Annotated in this window: 23 protein-coding genes; 17 read left to right on the top strand and 6 right to left on the bottom strand. The window is 70.8% G+C overall.

Annotation, left to right across the window (positions count from 1 at the left end):
* Positions 1-141: 141 nt before the first annotated feature.
* The 13 genes from pyrH to lpxB are packed head-to-tail and all read left to right on the top strand — an operon-like array spanning position 142 to position 12,979.
* Entirely contained in the window at positions 142-855 is a 714-nt protein-coding gene (gene pyrH / locus KF737_RS01655) for a UMP kinase (protein ID WP_296449704.1), read from the top strand.
* 39 nt (positions 856-894) lie between these two features.
* Positions 895-1,461, top strand: a complete 567-nt coding sequence (gene frr / locus KF737_RS01650) for a ribosome recycling factor (protein WP_296449703.1) — start codon at positions 895-897, stop codon at positions 1,459-1,461.
* A gap of 27 nt (positions 1,462-1,488) precedes the next feature.
* Positions 1,489-2,256 carry a polyprenyl diphosphate synthase gene (gene uppS, locus KF737_RS01645; protein ID WP_296449701.1) on the top strand — a complete coding sequence of 256 codons (768 nt, stop codon included), beginning with the start codon at positions 1,489-1,491 and terminating at the stop codon, positions 2,254-2,256.
* The gene (locus KF737_RS01640) at positions 2,234-3,094 is read left to right on the top strand and encodes a phosphatidate cytidylyltransferase (RefSeq protein WP_296449699.1); all 861 of its coding nucleotides are present in this window, start codon (positions 2,234-2,236) and stop codon (positions 3,092-3,094) included. The genes uppS and KF737_RS01640 overlap by 23 nt, the downstream gene beginning before the upstream one ends.
* Entirely contained in the window at positions 3,082-4,275 is a 1,194-nt protein-coding gene (gene dxr, locus KF737_RS01635) for a 1-deoxy-D-xylulose-5-phosphate reductoisomerase (protein WP_296449697.1), read from the top strand. Before KF737_RS01640 ends, dxr begins: the two co-directional genes overlap by 13 nt.
* A gap of 14 nt (positions 4,276-4,289) precedes the next feature.
* Positions 4,290-5,504, top strand: a complete 1,215-nt coding sequence (locus tag KF737_RS01630) for an RIP metalloprotease (RefSeq protein WP_296449695.1) — start codon at positions 4,290-4,292, stop codon at positions 5,502-5,504.
* A 30-nt stretch (positions 5,505-5,534) separates the two neighbouring features.
* Complete coding sequence (bamA, locus tag KF737_RS01625) at positions 5,535-7,973, top strand: outer membrane protein assembly factor BamA (RefSeq protein WP_296449693.1); 2,439 nt, start codon at positions 5,535-5,537, stop codon at positions 7,971-7,973.
* 6 nt (positions 7,974-7,979) lie between these two features.
* Positions 7,980-8,621, top strand: a complete 642-nt coding sequence (locus KF737_RS01620; RefSeq protein WP_296449691.1) for an OmpH family outer membrane protein — start codon at positions 7,980-7,982, stop codon at positions 8,619-8,621.
* A 49-nt stretch (positions 8,622-8,670) separates the two neighbouring features.
* On the top strand, positions 8,671-9,684 hold the full coding sequence (gene lpxD, locus KF737_RS01615) for a UDP-3-O-(3-hydroxymyristoyl)glucosamine N-acyltransferase (protein WP_296449690.1): 1,014 nt from the start codon (positions 8,671-8,673) through the stop codon (positions 9,682-9,684).
* Positions 9,684-10,154 (top strand): 3-hydroxyacyl-ACP dehydratase FabZ, encoded by a 471-nt coding sequence (gene fabZ / locus KF737_RS01610; protein WP_296449688.1) that lies wholly within the window; start codon positions 9,684-9,686, stop codon positions 10,152-10,154. The genes lpxD and fabZ overlap by 1 nt, the downstream gene beginning before the upstream one ends.
* Positions 10,155-10,158: 4 nt before the next feature.
* A complete protein-coding gene (gene lpxA / locus KF737_RS01605) occupies positions 10,159-10,956 on the top strand; it encodes an acyl-ACP--UDP-N-acetylglucosamine O-acyltransferase (RefSeq protein WP_296449686.1) in 798 nt (265 codons plus the stop codon).
* Between the two features lie 5 nt (positions 10,957-10,961).
* Complete coding sequence (locus tag KF737_RS01600; protein WP_296449684.1) at positions 10,962-11,798, top strand: LpxI family protein; 837 nt, start codon at positions 10,962-10,964, stop codon at positions 11,796-11,798.
* The gene (gene lpxB, locus KF737_RS01595; RefSeq protein WP_296449683.1) at positions 11,795-12,979 is read left to right on the top strand and encodes a lipid-A-disaccharide synthase; all 1,185 of its coding nucleotides are present in this window, start codon (positions 11,795-11,797) and stop codon (positions 12,977-12,979) included. Before KF737_RS01600 ends, lpxB begins: the two co-directional genes overlap by 4 nt.
* On the opposite strand, the gene gltA is transcribed toward lpxB, so the two are convergent.
* On the bottom strand, positions 12,955-14,235 hold the full coding sequence (gene gltA, locus KF737_RS01590; RefSeq protein ID WP_296449682.1) for a citrate synthase: 1,281 nt from the start codon (positions 14,233-14,235) through the stop codon (positions 12,955-12,957). The two genes, lpxB and gltA, sit on opposite strands and share 25 nt — an antisense overlap.
* 56 nt (positions 14,236-14,291) lie before the next feature.
* The gene (gltX, locus tag KF737_RS01585; RefSeq protein WP_296449680.1) at positions 14,292-15,716 is read right to left on the bottom strand and encodes a glutamate--tRNA ligase; all 1,425 of its coding nucleotides are present in this window, start codon (positions 15,714-15,716) and stop codon (positions 14,292-14,294) included.
* On the opposite strand from gltX, the gene KF737_RS01580 reads away from it, so the two are divergent.
* Together KF737_RS01580 and KF737_RS01575 are read left to right on the top strand one after the other, a co-directional pair.
* A complete protein-coding gene (locus KF737_RS01580) occupies positions 15,643-17,913 on the top strand; it encodes a ComEC/Rec2 family competence protein (protein WP_296449678.1) in 2,271 nt (756 codons plus the stop codon). The genes gltX and KF737_RS01580 overlap by 74 nt on opposite strands.
* Positions 17,910-18,188, top strand: a complete 279-nt coding sequence (locus KF737_RS01575) for an ASCH domain-containing protein (RefSeq protein ID WP_296449676.1) — start codon at positions 17,910-17,912, stop codon at positions 18,186-18,188. Before KF737_RS01580 ends, KF737_RS01575 begins: the two co-directional genes overlap by 4 nt.
* Positions 18,189-18,387: 199 nt before the next feature.
* Here KF737_RS01575 and lexA read toward each other — a convergent pair whose 3' ends face one another.
* From lexA to KF737_RS01555, 4 genes are all read right to left on the bottom strand, one after another.
* Entirely contained in the window at positions 18,388-19,077 is a 690-nt protein-coding gene (gene lexA / locus KF737_RS01570) for a transcriptional repressor LexA (protein WP_296449674.1), read from the bottom strand.
* 148 nt (positions 19,078-19,225) lie between these two features.
* Positions 19,226-20,002, bottom strand: coding sequence for an indole-3-glycerol phosphate synthase TrpC (gene trpC / locus KF737_RS01565; protein WP_296449671.1), 777 nt, complete (start codon positions 20,000-20,002; stop codon positions 19,226-19,228).
* Positions 19,999-21,027 carry an anthranilate phosphoribosyltransferase gene (gene trpD, locus KF737_RS01560; protein ID WP_296449668.1) on the bottom strand — a complete coding sequence of 343 codons (1,029 nt, stop codon included), beginning with the start codon at positions 21,025-21,027 and terminating at the stop codon, positions 19,999-20,001. Before trpD ends, trpC begins: the two co-directional genes overlap by 4 nt.
* Before the next feature lie 23 nt (positions 21,028-21,050).
* Positions 21,051-21,641 (bottom strand): aminodeoxychorismate/anthranilate synthase component II, encoded by a 591-nt coding sequence (locus tag KF737_RS01555; RefSeq protein ID WP_296449665.1) that lies wholly within the window; start codon positions 21,639-21,641, stop codon positions 21,051-21,053.
* A gap of 51 nt (positions 21,642-21,692) precedes the next feature.
* On the opposite strand from KF737_RS01555, the gene KF737_RS01550 reads away from it, so the two are divergent.
* Positions 21,693-21,896, top strand: a complete 204-nt coding sequence (locus KF737_RS01550; protein ID WP_296449662.1) for a hypothetical protein — start codon at positions 21,693-21,695, stop codon at positions 21,894-21,896.
* A gap of 62 nt (positions 21,897-21,958) precedes the next feature.
* The gene (locus tag KF737_RS01545) at positions 21,959-22,831 is read left to right on the top strand and encodes an alpha/beta hydrolase (RefSeq protein ID WP_296449660.1); all 873 of its coding nucleotides are present in this window, start codon (positions 21,959-21,961) and stop codon (positions 22,829-22,831) included.

Below are 22,831 nucleotides of genomic sequence, written 5' to 3'. Positions count from 1 at the left end.
CGTGCGGCGCCCCTTTGCCATCTCCGCGAGAGATGGCAACGGTGATCCTGGTGATGCCGATGCCTGGCGCGGGGCCGGCTTCCACCTCGACGGGCAGCGGCAGCGCTGTATGTTCCCCCAGCTTCCGAAGAGACTCACCCGATGGCCGACGCCCCTTACAAGCGCATCCTCCTGAAGCTCTCGGGCGAGGCGGGCGTCGGGGGCGACAGCTTCGGGATCGATCCCAAGACCCTGGGGGCGGTGGCCGAGGAGATCGCCCAGGTCGCGCGCGCCGGCGTGCAGGTGTGCGTGGTCGTGGGCGGCGGCAACATCTTCCGCGGCGCGGCCCTGGCCGAGGCGGGCATGGAGCGGGCCAGCGCCGACTACATGGGCATGCTGGCGACCGTGATGAACGCGCTGGCGGTGCAGGCGGCGCTGGAGAAGATCGGCGTCTTCACCCGCGTGCAGTCGGCGATCCCGATGGAAGCGGTCTGCGAGCCCTACATCCGCCGCCGGGCGCTCAGGCACCTGGAGAAGGGGCGGGTGGTGATCTTCGCCGCGGGCGTGGGCGCCCCGTTCTTCACCACCGACTCGGGCGCGGCGCTGCGGGCGGCCGAGATGGGCTGCGAGGCGCTGTTCAAGGGCACCAGCGTGGACGGGGTCTACACCGCCGACCCGAAGAAGGACCCGAAGGCGGAGCGCTACAAGACGCTCAGCTACACCGACGTGCTGGCCAGGGACCTGAAGGTCATGGACGCCTCGGCGGTCTCGCTGATGCGCGACAACAAGATCCCGATCGTGGTGTTCAACATCCGCGAGCGGGGCAACCTGCTGAAGGTGCTGAACGGCGAAGGCGTCTTCACGACCATCGCCTAGACGCTAAAGTCCACGACCAGGAATACGGAGACGCCCGACATGGCCACCGCCGAGAAGCCCGTGCTTGCGACCTACAAGGCCCGGATGGACAAGGCCATCGCCGCCCTCAAGGACGAGTTCGGCTCGCTGCGCACCGGCCGCGCCTCGGCCAGCCTGCTCGACCAGATCCACGTCGAAGCCTACGGCGCGAGCACGCCGCTGAACCAGGTGGGCGCGATCAGCGTGCCGGAACCGCGGATGATCACCATCAACGTGTGGGACCGCGGCCTCGTGGTCTCGGTGGAGAAGGCCATCCGCGCCTCGGACCTGGGCCTGAACCCCGTGGTCGACGGCCAGACCCTGCGCCTGCCGATCCCGCCGCTCACCGAGGACCGCCGCAAGGACCTGGCGAAGCTCGCCGGCAAGTACGCCGAACAGCAGCGGATCGCTGTGCGCAACGTCCGGCGCGACGCCAACGACGACTGCCGCAAGGCCGAGAAGGACCACGTCATCAGCCAGGACGAGGAGAAGAGGATGGAGACGGAGGTGCAGAAGATCACCGACGAAGCCATCAAGCGCATCGACGAAGCCTTGAAAACAAAAGAGCAGGAGATCATGCAGGTCTGAACCTGCGTGAAGGATAGCGTTCCCTCCATGGCCGCCGCCGAGAAGCTACCGTTTGCGGGCGCTCCCGAAGGGAGCCGGCCCCTGCACGTGGCGATCGTGATGGACGGCAACGGCCGCTGGGCCAAGCAGCGCCGGCTGCCGCGGCCGCTGGGCCATCGGGCCGGGGTGGAATCGCTGCGCCGCACGGTCTCCGCGGCGCCCGGGCTGGGCATCGGCTGGCTGACCGTCTTCGGCTTCTCCACCGAGAACTGGAGTCGTCCCGCCGCCGAGGTGGCCGAGCTGATGGCCCTGCCCAAGCGCTACTTCGAGACCGACCTCGGCCGCCTGGAGCGCGAAGGCGTCCGCGTGCGGGTGATCGGCCAGCGCGAGGGGCTTCCCAAGGAGCTCGTGCGCCTGGTCGAGGACGCCCAGGCGCGCACGGCGCACAACAGCGTCTTCAACCTCAACATCGCCTTCAACTACGGCAGCCAGGCCGACATCGCCGCGACGGCCCGCCGCTTCGCCGAGGAGGTCGCCGCGGGGCGGCGCGATCCCTCCGAGATGGACGAAGCGATGTTCGGGAGCATGCTGGCCACGGCGGATGCGCCGCCGCCGGACCTGATCGTGCGGCCCTCGGGGGAGCAGCGGCTGTCGAACTTCCTGCTCTGGGAGGCCGCCTACGCGGAACTCGTCTTCCAGGACGTGCTTTGGCCCGACTATGGGGAAGAGCACCTCAAGGCGGCGCTGGCGGAATTCGCCGCGCGGGACCGGCGCTACGGCGCAATCGTCGCCGATGACGTCCTTGCCGCCGGTTAAGCGGTTCGACTGGTCCAACCTCGGCCTGCGCGTCGCGTCGGCCGTGGTGCTGGTGCCGGCCGCCCTGGCCGCCGCGTGGTTCGGCGGCTGGCCCTATCTCGTCCTGATCGCGATCGGCGTGGCGCTGCTCGCGATCGAATGGGGCGGGATGAGCGCGCCGGTGTCGCCGACGCGGGTCGCGGCGGCCGTCGCGGCGGCGGTTCTGATCGCGATCTTCGTGGGTTACCGGGGTGACTTCATCTGGGCCTGGGGCGCGATCTTCCTGGCGGCGGCCGGCGCGGCCGTGGTGGCGCGGGGGGTGGCGGAGCGGCCCGCCGACGCGGCGTACGGCGTGCTCTACATCGCGCCCGCCGCGCTGTGCCTCGTGTGGCTGCAGCAGACCAACCAGGGCAACTGGTGGACGATCATGCTGTTCGCCGCGACATGGTCGGCCGACATCGGGGCGTTCGCGGTCGGCAGCATCCTGAAGGGGCCGAAGCTGTGGCCGCGGTTCTCGCCGAACAAGACCTGGTCGGGCTTCTTCGGCGGCCTCGTCGCCGCGACGCTGGCGGCGATCGGCGTGGAGACGTTGCCCGACCTGCTGCGCGCGTTCTGGCCGATGATCCAGCCGTTCCAGCTCAACGTCTGGGCCACCGGCCTCATCGGGTTCACCGTGGGCCTGGCGACCATGGCCGGGGATCTCTGGGAATCGGCGCTGAAGCGGCGTTTCGGCGTGAAGGATTCGGGCGATCTCATCCCCGGTCACGGCGGGCTGCTGGATCGGGTGGATGGCCTGATGTTTGCTGTGGTGGTGATGGCGGCGCTTCGGCTCGCGAACCAGCTAGGATGGGGACATTGAACCTGCCGCGCAAGGTCAGCGTCCTGGGCTCGACGGGCTCGATCGGCGTCTCGACGCTGGACCTGTTCGAGCAGGCCGGCGTGGACGTCGAGGTCGTGGGCCTGACGGCGGGGCGCAACGCGGCGCGGCTGGCCGAGCAGGCGCTGCGCTGGCGGCCGAAGCTGGCGGTGATCGAGGACGAGACGAAGCTGGCCGAGTTGCGCGAGCGGCTGAAGGGCTCGGGCGTCGAAGCCGCGGCAGGCGCGCGGGCGGTGGCGGACGTGGCCGGCGCCGACGCCCAGTGGGTGATGTCGGCCATCGTGGGCTTCGCAGGCCTCGCGCCCACGCTGGCGGCGGCGCGGGCGGGGGCGGTGGTGGCGCTGGCCAACAAGGAGAGCCTGGTCTGCGCCGGCCCCTCGCTGCTGCGGACGGCGAAGCTGGCGGGCGGGGCGGTGATCCCGGTCGACTCGGAGCACTCGGCGATCTTCCAGGTGCTGGACCCGACCATCGCCGCGCAGGTCTCGAAGCTGATCCTGACGTCGTCGGGCGGCCCGTTCCGCGACGCCAGCCGCGACGAGATGGCGGCGGCCACGCCCGAGCGGGCGATCGCGCACCCGAACTTCTCGATGGGCGCCAAGATCTCGGTCGACTCGGCGACCATGATGAACAAGGGCCTGGAGGTGATCGAGGCGGCCTACCTGTTCGCCATGCCGCCCGAGCGGATCGAGGTGCTGGTCCACCCGCAGCAGATCATCCATTCGCTGGTGGAGTACGCCGACGGCTCGACGCTGGCCCAGCTCGGGCCGCCCGACATGCGCCCGCCGATCGCCTGCGCCTTCGCCTGGCCCGACCGCCTGCCGTGGCCCGCGCCCAAGCTGGACCTCGTGACCGCCGGCCCGCTGAAGTTCCAGCATCCCGATCCGCAGAAGTTCCCGGCGCTCGCCATCGCCAAGCAGGCCCTGGCCGCGGGCGGTCCGGCGCCGGCGGCCATGAATGCGGCCAACGAGCGCGCGGTGGCGGCTTTCCTTGACCGGCGCATCGGCTTTCTGGATATCCCGAACGTGGTGGCCGAAACGCTGGAGCGGATGGACCGCACGGACGACTTCTCCACGCCGAACGACGCGTTGGAGAGCGCTCGACGAACCGATGCCGCCGCGCGGCGCGTGGCGGACGCGGTCGTCCACGACCTCGCCGCCGCCTAGGAGCAACAGCCCCGATGCAGATCCTCCAGACCATCCTGCTCTATGTGGTTCCGTTCCTGCTCGTCCTGGGCGTGGTGGTGACGGTCCACGAGCTGGGTCACTTCCTGGCCGCCAAGTGGCTGGGGACCAAGATCGACCGCTTCTCGATCGGCTTCGGGCGCGCCATCGCCCACTGGACCGACAGGTCGGGCGTGGAGTGGCGGATCGGCTGGGCGCCGATCGGCGGCTACGTCCGCTTCGCCGGCGACGAGAACGCCGCGTCCATCCCCGACGCCGAAGACCTGAAGGGCATGCGCCAGGCGCTGATCGCCCAGGGGCGCGGCGCGGAGATCAACCGCTACTTCCACTTCAAGCCGATCTGGCAGCGCGCGATCATCGTGGGCGCGGGACCCATCGCGAACTTCCTGCTGGCGATCGCGATCTTCGCGGGCCTCCTGATGGCGTTCGGCGAGTGGGTGGTGCCGGCGCGCGTGGCGACGGTGGCCCCGGACACGCCGGCCGCCGCCGCGGGTTTCCGGGCCGGCGACCTGATCGTGGAGGCGGCCGGCCGCAAGATCCAGCGCTTCGACGAGGTGAAGGAGATCATCAGCGTCCGCGCCGAGGTGCCGACCGAGTTCGTCGTGCAGCGGGGCGGGCGCGAGGTGCATCTGACCGCCACACCGCGCTGGAACGAGACCAACGACCCGGTGGCCGGCAAGCAGCGCCTGGGCCTGCTGGGCATCGCGCCCGCGCAATCGCGCGACGACTTCATCCAGATCCGCTACGGGCCGATCGAGGCCGTCACGCGCGGTGCGGTGAAGACGTGGCATACGCTGGAGACCACCGTCTACTACCTGGGCCGGATGATCACCGGGCAGGTGCGCGCCGACGAGCTGCGCGGACCGCTGGGCATCGCCAGCGTCGCGAAGAACGTGGCCACCCTGGGCGCCGACAGCTCGGAGAACTTCGGCGACAAGATCTTCCGCTCCGGGATCAACCTGCTCCAGCTCGCGGCGCTGATCTCGGTCAGCATCGGGTTCATGAACCTGCTGCCCGTGCCTGTGCTCGATGGGGGACACCTGCTGTTCTATGCGTACGAGGCCGTGGCGCGCCGCCCTCTTGCCGCCAAGGTTCAGGCGGCAGGGTACCGCGTTGGGCTTGCACTCGTTCTCGGTTTGATGTTGTTCGCCACCTGGAACGATTTGCAGCGCAACCGTGTGTTCAATCTGTTCGGCGGGCTATTCTCGTAAGCCCGCTCGTCCCCTCAAACGGCTGATTCGATGCTTAGAACCCGCGTACCCTGCGCCGCGCTCGCCACTGGCGTTGCCCTTCTCTTCGGGACAACGGCCCTGGTCGCGCCCGGTATCGCGAACGCCCAGCAGGAGCAGGGCGGGGTCATCCAGCGGATCCTGGTCCAGGGCAACGAGCGGATCGAGCAGTCGACGGTCGTCTCCTACCTGCCGGTGCAGCCGGGCGAGGCGGTCGATTCGGCGAAGATCGACCTGGCGCTGAAGGCGCTGTTCCGCACCGACCTGTTCGCCGACGTGCAGATCGACTTCCAGAACGGCGACCTGATCGTCACCGTCGTCGAGAACCCGATCATCAACCGGGTGATCTTCGAGGGGAACAAGGGCCTCAAGGAAGACAAGCTGCGCGACGAGGTGACGGTGCGCCCGCGGGGCATCTTCACGCGCGCCAAGGCGCAGGGCGACGTGCAGCGGATCGTCGAACTCTATCGTCGGTCGGGCCGGATCTCGGCCACGGTGACGCCGCAGATCATCGAACTGCCGCAGAAGCGCGTCGATCTGATCTTCAAGATCGACGAAGGCCCCAAGAGCGGCATCCTCTCGGTCAACTTCCTGGGCAACAAGGCCTTCAGCGACAACGACCTGCGCGACGTGGTCGTGACCGAGGAGAGCCGCTGGTACAAGTTCTTCTCGAACAACGCCAACTACGACCCGGACCGCCTGGAGTACGACAAGGAGCAGCTCCGGAAGCACTACCGCAACCGCGGCTACTACGACTTCCGCGTCTCCTCGGCGGTGGCCGAGCTGGCCCCCGACAAGAACGGCTTCGTCATCACCTACACGGTCGACGAAGGCCCGCGGTACAGGTTCGGCAAGCTGAACGTCGAGACGACGCTGCAGAAGCTGGACAAGGACGTGCTGACCGCCCTGGTGCCGATCCGGTCGGGCTCGACCTACCAGGACGAGGCGATCGAGCAGGCGACCGACGCGCTCACCTTCGCCGCCGGCGCCGCGGGCTTCGCCTTCGTGGACGTGCGGCCGCGCTACACGCCGGACCGCGAGAAGGGCGTCGTCGACGTGACCTTCCAGGTCAACGAAGGCCCGCGCGTCTACGTCGACCGCATCGACATCGTCGGCAACACCCAGACCCTGGACTACGTGATCCGCCGCGAGATGAGCGTCGTGGAAGGCGACGCCTACAACCGCGCCCTGGTCGACCGGTCCAAGCGCCAGATCCGCGCGCTGGGCTACTTCAAGGACGTCAACATCACCGAGGTCCCGGGCTCTGCGCCCGACCGCACCGCGCTGCAGGTGAAGGTCGAGGAACAGCCGACGGGCGAGCTCTCGTTCTCGGCCGGCTATTCGTCGGTGGACCAGCTCGTGCTCGACCTGGGGGTCACCCAGCGCAACTTCCGCGGCCGCGGCCAGGACGTGCGGGCGCGGATTTCGGTGGGCTCGCTGCGCCAGCAGCTCGACTTCTCCTTCACCGAGCCCCGGTTCCTGAACCGCGACCTGGCGGCGGGCGTGGACCTGTTCGCCTACCGCCTCGATTACTCGGACTTCTCGGCCTACAAGACCGCCACGGTGGGCTTCAGCCTGCGCACGAGCTTCCCGCTCAGCATCGATAGCCGCGGGTCGGTGCGCTACACGCTGCGCCAGGAAGACATCGACATCGACGACTTCTACTGCGACCCGACCCAGGGCCAGGTGCTGTCGACGGCGCTCTGCGGCCAGGTCGGCAAGCGCCTGACGTCGCTGGTCGGCTACGGCGCGCGCCTCGACCGGCGGAACGACTACCTGAACCCCACCCGCGGCTACTACATCGACTTCAACCAGGACGTCGCGGGCCTGGGCGGCGACGTGAACTACGTGCGCACCGATATCGAGGCGGGCTGGTTCCACGGCTTCACCAAGGACTTCATCTTCTCGATCGTCGGGTCGGCCGGCTATGTGGTCGGCTGGGCCGGCGACGACGTGCGGATCAACGACCGCTACTACAAGGGCGGCCTGACCTTCCGCGGGTTCGAGACCGCCGGCATCGGTCCGCGCGACATCTCGCTGCAACGGGCCGACGCCCTGGGCGGCAAGACCTATGCGATCACCACCGTGGAGCTGACGGTGCCGACCTTCCTGCCCGAGCAGTACGGGATCAAGGCGGCGCTGTTCAGCGACATCGGTACGCTGGGCATGCTCGACAAGCGCGACAAGACCTACCAGCCGGGCGACGTCGACTGCCTGAACCCGACGCTTCCGAGCCCGACCGACCCGACCCAGACGATCCCGAACCTGGCCACGCCCGGCACGCGCAACGTCTGCATCCGCGACGACCTGTCGCTTCGCGCCTCGGCGGGCCTGAGCGTCTTCTGGAAATCGCCGATGGGGCCGATCCGCTTCGACTTCAGCCGAATTTTGGCCAAGGAAGACTACGACAGGAAGGAACTCTTCCGGTTCTCCACTTCAACCAGGTTCTAGGAAAAGATGACGTTCAAGACCTTCGCCGTGGCGGGAACCGCCGTGGCCCTCGCGCTCACGGGCGCGACCACCGCGACCGCCCAGGCCCCGGCTCCCGCGGCCGCTGCGGCTCCGCAAGTGACGCACGGCGCGGCTCCGGCCGGCCTCTGCATCGTCTCGCCGGAAGGCGTGCTGGCCAACTCGACGGTCGGCAAGTACGTGCAGACGCGCATCCAGCAGCTCGCCGGACAGGTGAACGCCGAGCTGACGTCCGAAGGCACGGCGATCGACAACGAAGCCAAGGCGATCGACGCCCAGCGCGCGACGCTGGCGCAGGACGCCTTCGAGCAGCGCGCCGCCGCCGTGCAGGTGAAGGCCAACGCCTTCGCCCGTAAGCGCCAACTGCGCGAGCAGGAGCTGCAGGCGACGCAGCAGAAGGCCATCGACCGCATCGGCAACGAGATGGAGCCGCTGATCCGCCAGGCCTACCAGGCCAAGGGCTGCGCCATGCTCTTCAACCGCCAGGTGATCGTGCTGGCCAATCCGGCCACCGACCTCACCCCGCAGGTGGTGACGGCGCTGAACGCCAAGATCACCCAGTTCGCCTTCGATCGCGAGCGGCTCGACCAGCAGGGCGCGCCGGCCGCGGCGGCGGCTCCGCGCAAGTAGGCGACGGATAGGACTGACGCGCGGGCCGAAGCGGCCTAGAACCCAGGCCATGCCCGACCCGCGCTTCTTCGAGGACCTGGGCCCGGCGCCACTCCACGAGCTCGCCCGCCTGACCGGCGCCGAGCTCGTGGATGCGCGCGCGGGCGACCGGATGGTGGGCCGGGTGGCCGTGCTGGCCCACGCCGGTCCCGACAGCATCACGTTCCTGACCGACAGGCGCTATGCGGCCCAGCTCGCCGAGGCGCGGCCGGCGGGCTGCTTTGCGCCCCGCGGGGCCGAGGGGTTCGCCCCCGACGGCTGCGCCATGCTGATCGCGGCGAATCCGCAAGGCGCCTATGCGCTCGCCGCCCAGCGCCTGCACCGCCCCCGCGATGCGGGAACGGCGCGCCTGGCCGCGGACGCGAAGCTGGAGGACGGCGTCGTGCTGGGCGCCGGCGCGGTCGTCGGCCCGGCGGCGCAGATCGGGCGCGGCACGCGGATCGGGCCGAACACGGTGATCGGGCCGGGGGTCGCGATCGGGCGCGACTGCGACATCGGCCCGAACGTCAGCATCGGCTTCGCGCTGATCGGCGACCGGGTGAAGGTGCTGGCGGGCGCACGGATCGGCGAGCCCGGATTCGGCGCCACCGTCGGCCCCAAGGGGCTGATCGACATCCCGCAACTGGGCCGCGTGATCATCCAGGACGGCGTGTCCATCGGGGCCAATTCGACCGTGGACCGCGGGGCCTACGACGACACCGTCATCGGCGAGAACACCAAGATCGACAACCTGGTGCAGATCGCCCACAACGTCCGCGTGGGACGCAACTGCGTGATGGCCGCCCATACGGGGATCTCGGGCAGCGTGACGATCGGGGACGGAGCCCAGTTCGGCGGCCGGGCCGGGGTCGCCGACCACGTGACCATCGGCGCGGGGGCCCGCGTCGGCGCCGCCGCGGGCTGCATGAAGGACATCCCGGCCGGCGAGACCTGGGGCGGGATGCCGGCGCGGCCCATCCGTGAATGGCTGAAGGAAACGGCCTGGCTGGCCCGCATGGCCAACCGCAGGTCGGGGGGAAACTGATGGCGCGAAGAGCCCCGGTGGCGGCGAATCCCACCGATATCGACATCACCGAGATCATGGAGCGGATCCCGCACCGTCATCCGTTCCTGCTGGTGGACCGGTGCGAGGACTACAGGGCCTCGGAATCCATCGTCGGCATCAAGTGCGTGACGGTGAACGAGCCGTTCTTCCCGGGGCACTTCCCGCACTATCCGGTGATGCCGGCGGTGCTGCTGATCGAGGCCATGGCCCAGACCGGGGCCGTGCTGATGTCGAAGTCGCTGGACGTGGACGTGGGCGGCAAGGCGATCTTCTTCATGTCGGCCGACAACTGCCGGTTCCGCTCGCCCGTGCGGCCCGGCGACGTGGTGCGCATGCCGGTGAAAGTGGTCCGTCATCGCGGCGACGTCTTCAAGTTCGCCGGCCAGGCCCTCGTGGGCGACAAGGTGGCCGCCGAATGCGAGTTCGCCGCCATGGTCGTGGAGACCTGAGCCGTTGAGCGTCGACATCCACCCGACCGCCCTCGTCGCCAAGGGGGCGGAACTGGCCGACGGCGTGTCGGTCGGCCCCTACAGCATCATCGGCGAGCACGTGAGGATCGGCGCGCGCACCCAGGTGCTGGCGCATGTGGTGATCGAGAACCGCACCACCATCGGCGTGGACTGCTCGGTCAGGAACTTCGCCAACCTGGGCGGGCCGCCGCACCATACCGGCTTCAAGGGCGAGCCCACCGAGCTGATCATCGGCGACCGCAACCGGATCTGGGAACACGTCACGATGCACATCGGCGGTCCCGGCGAGGACGGCGTGACCCGCGTGGGCGACGACGGCTTCTTCATGGCCACGAGCCACATCGGCCACGACTGCATCGTCGGCGACAACGTGGTGCTGGCGCACGGGGCGACCCTGGGCGGCCACGTCGTGGTGGGCGACTTCGTCACCGTCAGCGGGCTCGCGGCCGTCCATCAGTTCTGCCGCGTGGGGCGTTACTCGTTCATCGGCGGCCTGGCCGCGGTGACCAAGGACGTGATTCCCTACGGGATGGTCTGGGGCAACCACGCCCATCTCGAGGGGCTCAATCTCGTGGGCCTCAAGCGGCGGAACTTCGATCGCGAGACCGTCAGCGCGCTGCGCTCGGCCTACCGCCTGATGTTCGCCGAGGAAGGCACGTTCCAGGAGCGGATCGACGATACGGCCGCCACCTTCGGCCGCTCGCCGCCGGTGATGGAGATCATCGACTTCATCCGCGCCGACGCCAGCCGCCCGCTCTGCCTGCCCGAGCGGGAACTCTAGCGGCGATGCAGAAGCTCGGCCTCATCGCCGGCGGCGGGGGCCTGCCGGTGGAGATCGCCCGGCACTGCGAACGCTCCGGGCGGCCGCTGTTCGTCATCCGGCTGAAGGGGTTCGCCGGCGAGGGCCTCGGCGACTACGCCGGGGCCGAGGTGGGGCTGGCCGAGCTCGGAAAGTGCCTGAAGGCGCTGAAGCGGGCGGGGTGCCGCTCGATCTGCCTGGCCGGCGAGGTGGCGCGGCCGGATTTCGCGAGCCTGATGCCCGACCTCCGCGGCCTGATGCTGCTGCCGAAGGTGGCGGCCGCCGCGCGCCAGGGCGACGACGCCATGCTGCGCGTCCTCGTCGGCGCGTTCGAGAAGGAGGGCTTCGCGGTCGAGGGGGCGCACGAGGTGATGGACGACCTGTCGTTGCCCGCCGGCCTGCTGGGGCGACGCGAGCCCTCGGCCGAGGACAGGGCGGACGCGGGCCGCGCGCTGGAGGTGGCGCGCGCGATCGGCCGGCTGGACGTCGGGCAGGCGGCGGTCGTGGCGCAAGGCCTGGTGCTGGCGGTGGAGGCGCAGGAGGGCACCGACGCGATGCTGGCGCGGGTGGCCGGCCTGCCGGCGCACCTGAGGGGCCGCGCGGGCGCGGGCCTCGGCGTGCTGGCCAAGGCGCCGAAGCCGATCCAGGAGACGCGGGTGGACCTGCCGACCATCGGGCTGGCGACGGTGCAGGGCGTGGCGCGGGCCGGCCTGGCGGGGATCGTGGGCGAGGCGGGGGGGCTGCTCGTGCTGGACCGCGAGGCGGTGATCGCACTGGCCGACGAGCTCGGGGTCTTCATCCTGGGCGTCGAGCCGCCGCCATGACGGCGCGGCCGCTCACGGTGATGCTGGTCGCCGCGGAGGCTTCGGGCGACGACCGCGGCGCGGGGCTCATGCGGGCGCTGAAGGCGAAGCTGGGCGAGGGCGTCCGGTTCGTGGGCGTCGGTGGCCAGCGGATGCGCGGGGAGGGGCTCACGAGCCCGTTCGACATCGCGGAGCTCTCGATCTTCGGCCTGCTGGAGGGCCTGATGGCCTACGGCAAGGTGGTGCGCCGGGCCGACGAGGCCGCGGCCGTCGCCGCGCGGGAGCCGCCGGACGTGGCTGTCCTGATCGACTCCTGGGGCTTCACCCTGCGCGTGGCGCATCGCCTGCGACGGCAGTCCCCGGCGCTGCCGCTGGTGAAGTACGTGGGCCCGCAGGTCTGGGCGTCGCGGCCCGGGCGCGCGCGGACGGCGGCGCGCTGGTACGACCTCCTGCTGACCATCCACGCCTTCGACGGCGCGGCCTTCGAGCGCGAGGGGCTGAAGACGGTGTTCGTGGGCGACTCGACGCTCGCCATCGACTTCTCGGCGGCCGATCCGGCCGGGTTGCGCGCGGAGATCGGCGCGGCGCCGGACGAGCCGATCCTGCTGGTGCTGCCCGGCAGCCGGCCGTCCGAGATCGAGCGGGTGATGCCGGCGTTCGAGGACGCCGTCCATCGCCTGAAGGCCGGGCGGCCGGACCTGCATGTGGTCGTCGCGGCGGCGCCGACGGTGGCCGGGCTGGTGAAGTCGCGGGTCGCCGGCTGGCCGCACCGGGCGCAGGTGGTCGAGGGCGACGCCGCCAAGCGCTCGGCGATGAAGGCCGCGACGGTGGCGCTGGCCTGCTCGGGCACGGTCACGACCGAGCTGGCGCTGGCGGGCTGCCCGATGGTGGTGGCCTATCGGCTGGCGCCGGTGACCTACGCCGTCCTGAAGCGGCTGATCCGCACGAAGTACGTGACCCTGTTCAACATCGCCGCCCAGGACTTCGTGGCGCCCGAGATGATCCAGGCGGACTGCAACGGGCCCGCGCTCGCGCGCGAGGTCGCGCTACGCCTCGACGACGCCGGCCTGCGGGCGCGGCAGGTCGAGCGGCAGAACGCGGCGTTGCTGAAGATGGGACGCGGCGGCCCCGATCCGAACGAGGCCGCGGCGTCCGCCGTCCTGGACCTGATCGCGCGTCAGCGCTTGTCGACCGCCACGTAGCTGCGCTGCGGGGCGCCGGTGTAGATCTGCCGCGGGCGGCCGATCTTCTGCGACGGGTCCTCGATCATCTCCTTCCACTGGGCGATCCAGCCGACGGTGCGGGCCAGGGCGAACAGCACGGTGAACATCTCGGGCGGGAAGCCCAGGGCGCGCAGCGTGATGCCGGAGTAGAAGTCGACGTTCGGGTAGAGCTTGCGCTCGATGAAGAACTCGTCGCTCAGGGCGATCTTCTCGAGCTCCATCGCCACCTGCAGCAGCGGGTCGTTCTGGGCGCCGACGGCCTCCAGCACCTCGTGGCAGGACTTCTGCATGACCTTCGCGCGGGGGTCGTAGTTCTTGTAGACCCGGTGGCCGAAGCCCATGAGCAGGTAGCGGCGGTCCTTCACGCCCTGGACGAACTCGGGGATCCGGTCGACCGTCCCGATCTCCTTCAGCATGTTCAGCGCTTCTTCGTTCGCGCCGCCGTGCTTGGGGCCCCAGAGCGAGGCGATGCCCGCCGCGATGCAGGCGAACGGATTGGCCCCCGACGAGCCGGCGAGGCGCACCGTCGAGGTCGACGCGTTCTGCTCGTGGTCGGCGTGCAGGATGAAGATGCGGTCCATGGCCTTGGCCAGGACGGGGTTCGGCTTCCAGTCCTCGGCCGGGACCGAGAAGCACATGCGCAGGAAGTTCTCGGCGTAGGAGAGCTCGTTGCGCGGGTACACGAACGGCTGGCCGCGCGAGTACTTGAAGGCGCGCGCCGCCAGCGTCGGCATCTTGGCGATCAGCCGGTGGGCGGAGATCATCCGCTGCTCGGGATCGTTGATGTCGGTGCTGTCGTGGTAGAAGGCGCTCATCGCGCCGACCGCGCCGCACATGATGGCCATCGGGTGGGCGTCGCGGCGGAAGCCCTGGAAGAAGCGGTCGACCTGCTCATGCACCATCGTGTGGTAGGTGATGTTCTTGTCGAACTCGGCGAACTCGGCCGCGGTCGGCAACTCGCCGTGGAGCAGGAGGTAGCAGACCTCCAGGAAGCTGGACTTCTCGGCCAGTTCGTCGATCGGGTAGCCGCGATGCAGCAGCACGCCCTTGTCACCGTCGATGAAGGTGATCTTGCTCTCGCAGGAGGCCGTCGACGTGAAGCCCGGGTCGTAGGTGAAGACGTCGGCGTCGCCGTAGAGCTTGCGGATGTCGACCACGGCCGGGCCATCGGTGCCCCGCATCACGGGCAGTTCGACCGTCTTGCCGTCGACCTGGAACTTCGCCGATTCAGCCATGAGACCCCCTTCGCGGTTGCGAAATGAAACATCCGTTCGTCGGCGCTTATACCCCTTTATGCGGCCGGAGAAAGCGCGTCGTCGATCCGGCCGAGGCTCTCGTCGCGGCCGAGCGCCGTCATGGTTCCCGCTAGGTCAGGGGCGGGGGCGCCGCCGGACAGCGCCGCCCGCAGTTGCGGACCGAACTTCCCAAGCCCGATCCCCTCTGATTCCGCGAACTTGCGCAGGGACTCTTCAAGTCCGGGCACGCTCCAGTCGGCGACCTCCCCCAGCGCCGTGCGCAGTTTCGTGAACCGCTCCGCCATCTCCGGTTCGGCGAGTTGGGTTCGGGTCTTCTCGGGCACGTCCAGGGGCCGGACCTTCAGCGCGAAGACGACGGCGTCGGCCAGTTCCAGCGTCGTCTTGGCGCCGTCGCGGACGAACGGGATGGTGCGGGCGATCAGCGCCGCGTCGCCCTGCTTCAGCGCCACGCCGCGGCTCTTGAGGATCTTCGCGACGAGGCCGGCCAGGCGCTCGGGCTCGGCCAGGCGGATGTAGTGGTTGTTGACGTGGTTGAGCTTGGCCCAGTCGAGGCGGGCCGGCGCGCTGACGACGTCGTGGATGTCGAACCACTCGGCGGCCTGGGCGTCGGAGAAGATCTCGTCGTCGCCGTGGCCCCAGCCCAGCTTGGCCAGGTAGTTGCGCAGGGTCTCGGGCAGGTAGCCCATGTCGTCGAACTCGGTGACCGACTGGGCGCCGTGGCGCTTGCTGAGCTTCGCGCCGTCGGGGCCGTGGATCATCGGCAGGTGCGCCCAGACCGGCACGTCCCAGCCCATGGCCTTGTAGATGATCGTCTGGCGCGCGGCGTTGCTCAGGTGGTCGTCGCCGCGGATGACGTGGGTGATGCCCATGTCGTGGTCGTCCACCACGACGGCCAGGTTGTAGGTCGGGTTGCCGTCCGAGCGCAGCAGGATCAGGTCGTCCAGCCCGGCGTTCTGGAACCTCACCTCGCCCTTTACCGCGTCGGCGACGATCGTCTCGCCGTCCAGCGGGCTCTTCAGGCGCACCGCGTAGGCGCGGTCGGGCCAGGTGGACGGATCGGCGTCGCGCCAGGGCGTGCGCACGACGCGGCCCTCGGCGCGGGCGCGCTCGCGCTCGGCCTCCAGCTCCTCGGGGAGCATGTAGTCGCGATAGGCTTCGCCCTTCGCCAGGAGCTCGGCTGCGACCTCCCGGTGGCGGTCGGCGCGGGCGAACTGGAAGACCGGCGCCTCGTCCCAGTCCATGCCCAGCCACTTCAGGCCGTCCAGGATCACCTGCACGGCCGCGTCGGTCGAACGCTCGCGGTCGGTGTCCTCCACGCGCAGGAGGAACTTCCCACCCGTATGGCGCGCGTATAGCCAGTTGAACAACGCCGTGCGGGCGGTGCCAATGTGCATCATGCCGGTGGGCGACGGGGCGATCCGGGTCCGGACGGGACGATCGGTGGGGGCGGGGGCGGACATCGTGGGGTCGGGCGATCTCGAGAGGGCGGGAGCGGCGGCCTCCGCGGAGGCGGCGCCACTTAGCACGCGGCTTCGCGGCCTTCCTAGCCTGCGGCGGATCGCGGGCTGGCTGACGGAGCAGGCCGATCTGCAGGCGGACCGCTGGACGCTGTGGACGCCCGTAGCGCTGGGCCTGGGCTGCGGGCTCTACTTCGGCCTGCTGCGCGAGCCGCAGGCGTGGGTGGCGTGGACGCTGGTCGTGGCGGCTGTGGCGCTGCTGGCGGCGACGCGCTGGAGCCGCTGGCGCGGCGTGACCATGACGCTGGTGCTGGGCGCCTGCGCTGTGGGCGGCTTCGCGGTCGCCAAGTTGCGGGCCGAGGCGGTGAAGGCGCCCGTGGCGCAGGCGGGGGCGCGGCCGCAGTGGGTCGACGCGTTCGTGGTCGACATCGCCTCACCGGGCGTCGGCGGCCAGCGGCTGCTGCTGGCGCCGATCCGCGTCGGCGACTGGCCGCCCGAGGCGACGCCGATCCGCATGCGCGCCACGCTGCGGCCGGGGACGCCGCTGCCGGCGCCGGGCGAGACGGTGCGCCTGCTGGCGATCCTGAACCCGCCGCCGTCGCCGGCGAGCCCCGGGTCCTACGACTTCGCCCGCGACGCCTACTTCGAGAGCGTCGGCGCGGTGGGCCTGGCGCTACGGCCGCCGGAGGCGGTCGAGGCCGGCGTCACGCCGCCGTGGCGGCTCGCCCTGGCGATGCGGGTCAATGCGACGCGCTGGGCGCTCACGCAGCGGATCGTGGACGCGCTGGGACCCGGGACGGGCGGGCTGGCGGCGGCCATGACGACCGGCCACGAGGCGTTCATCCCGCGCGAGCAGGTGGACAACCTGCGCGCGGCGGGGCTGGCGCACATCGTCTCGATCAGCGGGCTGCACATGGCGATCGTCGGCGGCTTCGCGTTCGGGCTGGCGCGGCTGCTGATCGCCTGCTGGCCGTGGCTGGCGCTGCGCGTGCATGGGAAGAAGGCCGCCGCGCTGGTGGGCCTGGCGGCGGTGGGCGGCTACCTCGTGCTGTCCGGCGCGCCGCCGCCGGCCGAGCGGGCGGCGATCACGGCGGCGGTGGCGTTCGCCGCGATCCTGGCGGACCGCCAGGCGATCAGCCTGCACGCGCTGGCGCTGGCGGCCATGGGCGTGCTGCTGTTGCAGCCCGAGGCGGTGACCGAGCCGGGCTTCCAGATGTCGTTCGCGGCGACGGCGGCGCTGGTGGCCCTGGCCGAGATCTGGCCGCGGCCGATCCGGGAGATCAAGGTCCCCTGGGCCATCCGCATCGTCCAGGGCGCGGTGACGTGGACGGCCGCCAGCATCGCGGTGAGCTTCGTGGCGGGGCTGGCCACGGGGCCGTTCGCGATCCAGCATTTCAACCGCGTCTCGACCTGGGGCCTGTTCGCCAATCTCGCCGTCGCGCCGATCTCGTCGTTCCTGATGATGCCGGGCCTGGCGCTGGGCGCGGCGCTGACGCCGCTCGGCCTCGGCCAGGCGCCGCTGGAGGTGGCGGGCTGGTCGATCGGGCTGATGAACCGGATCGCCGCCTGGGCCGCGGCGGCGCCCATGTCGCAGGTGGTGGTGCCGAGCGCCCCCGACTGGGTGCTGCCGGTGAGTTTCCTGGGGCTGCTGTTCGCCTGCCTGTGGCGCGGGCCGCTGCGCTGGATCGGCGTGCCGGTCGCCGCCGCCGTGCTGGTGGTCCCGCGACCGCCCGCGCCCGACGTCTGGATCGCCGCCGACGGAGCGGCGGTGGCCGTGCGCGAGGGCCAGGCGTCGGTGCTGCTGCGGCCGGACGTAAAGCTGTTCGGGGCCGAGCTCTGGTCGCGGCGGCGCGGGCTCACGCCGCTCGTCAGCGAGGCCGAGCGGGATGCGCGGTTCGCGTGCGACCGGTGGAGCTGCGCGCCCGGGCCGACAGCGCCGGTGAAGCTCGCGGCGGCATGGAACCTGCGCCGGCCGCTGAAGGCCGGCCGCCTTGAGGAGCTCTGCCGCAACGCCGACATCGTGGTGCTGCGCAACGACGTCCGGCCGGAGAGCTGCCCGGCGCCGCTGGTGCTGACAGGCGCGGACTTCGCGGCCGGCGGGGCGGCCGAGATCTATCGGGCGGGCGCCGGCTGGCGCATCGTCTGGGCGCAGGACCTGCGCGGCCGCCGGCCGTGGACCTGGGGCTACGACCCGCGATGACGTTCGCCAAGCGACTCCGCGCCCGCGTCCGCTCGGGCGAGATCACCTCCAGCGTGCGGCTCTGGCTGACGCCGCGCGTGAAGGTCGGCGCACGCTATCCGCTGCTGGACGGCTGCATCGAGGTGACACGGCTTCAGGAGGTCGACCTTTCCGACATCACCGACGAGATCGCGCGGGACGGCGGGTTCGCCGATCTGGAAGACCTCATGAAAACCGCCCGCCACGGGCGTGGCGAGCGGGTGTTCATCGTGGACTTCGTGTTCGTAGCGCCCTGAGATCGCCCTACCTCCCCCGCGCTGCGGGGGAGGGGGACCGCTCGCCGAGCGTAGCGGAGAGCGAGTGGTGGAGGGGGCGAGCCCCATCCCCTGTATCATGGGTGTCCGCTCTGCCGAGCTTGAAGCTCGCCCCCTCCACCATCCGCTCTTCGGCGGATGGTCCCCCTCCCGCCGCTTCGCGGGGGAGGTAGGAGAGTCCTTAGTGGTAGCGGCGGATGAGGCCGACCAGCTTGCCCTGCACCGAGACGCGATCGGGGCCGAAGATGCGGGTCTCGTAGGCTGGGTTCGCGGCCTCCAGGGCGATGGAGGCGCCCTTCTTGCGCAGGCGCTTCAGGGTGGCTTCCTCGCCGTCCACCAGAGCCACGACGATGTCGCCGGAGACGGCGCTATCGGTGCGGCGGATGACCACGAAGTCGCCGTCGAGGATGCCCGCGTTGATCATCGAGTCGCCCGAGATCTCGAGGACGAAGTGCTCGCCGGCGCCCAGGATCGTCTCGGGCACGGGGATGCGGTCGCGCTCCTGCTGGATCGCCTCGATCGGCGTGCCGGCGGCGATGCGCCCCAGGATCGGCAGCTCGCGGGTGTCGTTCGCCGCCGCCGGCATCGCCGAGCCCGCGTCGACCAGTTGCGGCTTGAAGGGCGCGCGGCCCTTGGGCGGCGCGGTGGGCGTCGCCTGCTGCGGCAGCTTCACCACCTCCAGCGCGCGGGCCCGGTGGGGCAGGCGGCGCAGGAACCCGCGCTCCTCCAGCGCGGTGATGAGGCGGTGGATGCCGGACTTGGAGGCGAGATCGAGCGCATCCTTCATCTCGTCGAACGACGGGGAGACGCCCGTTTCCTTGATCCGCTCATGGATGAACATGAGCAATTCATGCTGTTTGCGGGTAAGCATCTCGGGTCCTCGCAGAACAAACCGCCAACTTCTGTGGATGTTCTCCAGGCGTTCCCCGTTAATGTCAAGTTACAGCGCCACGTGCCGGAAAAAGTGTTTCCGAAACAAGGGGATCGATAAGCGGCGGTCGGGGGAATCGCCGCTCGACTCAGCCGAGCAGGGCCCGAGTCGCCGCCGTCACGTCGGCCTGCCGCATCAGGCTCTCGCCCACCAGCATCGCCTTCGCGCCCGAGCGCTCCAGCCGGGCGGCGTCGTCCGGCGTGAAGATGCCGCTCTCGGTGACGAGGAGGGCGCCGGGCGGCGCGGCGGCGGCCAGGCGCTCGGTGATGCCGAGGTCGACCGTGAACGTGCGCAGGTCGCGGTTGTTGACGCCCACGAGGTCGGCGCCCAGGCGGCCGGCGCGCGCCATCTCATGCGCGTCGTGGACCTCGACCAGGGCGTCCATGCCCAGGCGGCGGGCCTCCGACATCAGGTCGGCGGCGAGCGCGTCGTCCACCATGGCGAGGATGACGAGGATCGCGTCGGCGCCCAGGGCGCGGCTCTCGGCCACCTGCCACGGGTCGACCAGGAAGTCCTTGCGGATGCAGGGCAGGGCGACGGCGTCGCGCGCGGCGGCCAGGTAGGCGTCGGCGCCCTGGAAGCTGGGCGTGTCGGTCAGCACCGAGAGGCAGGCGGCGCCGCCCGCCTCGTAGGCCCTGGCCAGGACGGGCGGGTCGAAGTCCTCGCGGATCAGGCCCTTCGACGGCGAGGCCTTCTTGATCTCGGCGATGAGGGCGAGGCGGCCGGGCGCATGGGCGCGCGCCAGGGCGGCGCGGAAGCCTCTGGGGGGCGTGACGCCGTCGACCGCGACCGTCGGGCGCGCAGCCTTCCGATCGGCCACCTCCTCGCGCTTGTAGGCGGCGATCTTCTCGAGGATGTCGCTCATGCGCCCTCGCGCACCAGGGGGGCGATCTCGACCAGCTTCGAAAGCGCGGCCCGGGCGCGGCCGTCGTCGATGACCCGGCCGGCGAGCTCGACGCCGTCGCGCAGGGTCTCGACCTTGTCGCCCACGAAGAAGGCGGCGGCGGCGTTCAGCATCACCACGTCGCGGTAGGCGCCCGTCTCGCCGTCCAGCAGGCGGCGCAGGGCGTCGGCGTTGTGGGCGGGCGAGCCGCCGGTGAGGTCGGCCAGCGATGCGCGCGGCAGGCCCACGGCCTCGGGCGTGATCGTGAAGAGGCGGACCTGCCCCTCGCGGAGTTCGGCCACGCTGGTCTCGCCGGTGGTGGTCATCTCGTCCATGCCGCCCCCGTGGACGACCCAGGCGCGCTCCGAGCCCAGCGCGCCCAGCACCTGGGCCAGCGGCGCGACCCAGCGCTCGGCGAAGACGCCGACGACCTGCCGCGTGGCGCCCGCCGGATTGGTGAGCGGCCCCAGCAGGTTGAAGATGGTCCGGAAGCCGAGCTCGGCCCGGAGCGGCGAGACGTGGCGCATCGCGCCATGGTGGGCCGGGGCGAACAGGAAGCAGATGCCCGCCTCGTCCAGCGCCTTCTGCTGGCGCTCCAGCCCCGCGTCGATCGCCACGCCCAGTTCGGAGAGCACGTCGGCGCCGCCCGACTTCGACGAGAGCGCCCGGTTGCCGTGCTTGGCGACCTTCAGGCCCCCGCCGGCCGCCACGAAGCCCACGGCGGTCGAGATGTTCAGCGTGTGCAGGCCGTCGCCGCCGGTGCCGCAGACGTCGATGGTGGGATAGGGCGGCTCCAGGTGGATCGCGGCCTTGCGCATGGCGCGGGCGCAGGCGGCGATCTCGCCCAGGGTCTCGCCGCGCATGCGCATGGCGGTGAGCGCCGCGCCGACCTGGGCCGCCGTGGGCTCGCCGCGCAGGCAGGCGGCGAAGAACGCCTCGGCGTCGTCCTCGGAGAGGGTCGCGCCGTCGGCGAGGCGCATCAGCAGCGGCTTGAAGGCGTCGGACATGATCGGCTCGGCGGGAGGCGGCGTCAGACCTGCGCGACGCGCTTCACGCCGGCGAGGTCGAGGAAGTTGGCCAGCAGCTCGTGGCCGCATTCGGTGGCGATCGATTCCGGGTGGAACTGCACGCCGTGGATCGGGCGGGTCCTGTGACGCACGCCCATGATCTCGCCGTCCTCGGTCCAGGCGTTGGCCTCCAGGACCTGCGGCAGAAGGTCCTTTTCCACCGAAAGCGAGTGGTAGCGGGTCGCCGTGAACGGATTCTTCAGCGCCCTGAACACACCGGTGTCGTCGTGACGGATCAGGCTCGTTTTCCCATGCATCAAGGCGCGCGCGCGGACGACCGCGCCGCCGAACGCCTGCCCGATCGCCTGGTGGCCGAGGCAGACGCCGAGGATCGGCAGGGATTCCGGCGCTTCGCCGATGAGCCGGAGGCAGATGCCGGCTTCGTTGGGGGTGCAGGGCCCGGGGCTGAGCAGCACCGCGTCGGGCCGAAGGCCCAGCGCCTCGTCGACGGTGATCGCATCATTGCGATGCACGACCGTCTCGGCCCCCAGCTCGTTCAGGTAGTGAACGAGGTTGTAGGTGAAGCTGTCGTAGTTATCGACGACGAGGATCATGGACGCTCCATAGGCTTTGCCGCGGCGCGCGCCAAGCGGGATGCTGCCCCGATGGCGTTGCGCGATTCGGCCCTGGACCCCTCGGAGGTGGCGCGCGCCCGGGCGTTGCTCGAGCCCCCGGCGCGGCGCGATCCGATGTGGCCGGCCCTGGTGGCGGCCACGGCGCTGGCCCTGGCCTCCGTCGCCTTCGCCGCCATCATGGTGCTGGCCCCGCCGGTGACGACCCAGCACACGGCGCAGGGCGCGCCGGAATAGCCGACGGTCTACCCACCGGCCGCAGAGGTGGTAGGTGAGGCCGACTTGCGCCGGAGACCGCCATGGAAGGCCCGACTTCCCATTTCTACTTCTCGCAGCGTCTGAGGCTGCACTACGTCGACTGGGGCAATCCCGATGCGCCGCCGCTCCTGCTGGTGCACGGCGGGCGAGACCATTGCCGCAACTGGGACTGGGTGGCCGAACGGCTGCGCGACCGCTACCACGTGATCGCCCCCGACCTGCGCGGGCATGGCGACAGCGCCTGGGCCATTGGCGGCGGCTACGACATGGCTGCGTATATCTACGACCTTGCCCAGATCGTGCATCAGAAGGGCATGGCGCCGACGACCATCATCGCCCACTCGCTGGGGGCGGGCATCGCGCTGAACTACTGCGGGACCTATCCGGAAAACGTCCGCAAGCTGGTCGCGATCGAGGGGCTGGGCCCGTCGCCCGCCGTAATGTCGGAACTCGCGAAGTCGCAGGTCGAGGACCGTATCCGCGCGCAGGTGACCGATCGCCGTGAGAACTCGGGCCGCGCGCCGCGCCGCTATGCGACCCTGGATGACGCGGTGGCGCGCATGGCCAGCGAGAACCCGCACCTCAACGAGGCGCAGGCGCGGCACCTCACCGTCTACGGCGCGCACCAGAACGAGGACGGCACCTACTCCTGGAAGTTCGACAACCACGCCCGCTGGGGCGGCGGCGTGGGCGGCCTTTCGCACGCCGACCAGCACCGGCTGTGGAGCCGCATCGAAGCGCCGGTGCTACTGGTGCGCGGGGCGGAATCCTGGGCGTCGGACCCGGTGGTGGACGGGCGCATCCAGCACTTCAAGAACGCCCGCCTGGCGAACTTTGACGGCGCGGGGCACTGGGTGCATCACGACCGCCTGGACGCGTTCATGAAGACGACCGAGGCGTTCCTGGCCGAATAG

This window comes from Phenylobacterium sp. (genome assembly GCF_019636135.1).
Lineage (GTDB): Bacteria > Pseudomonadota > Alphaproteobacteria > Caulobacterales > Caulobacteraceae > Phenylobacterium.
Note: the sequence above shows the minus strand (reverse complement) of the source record. Positions and strands in the feature narration are given on the sequence as shown.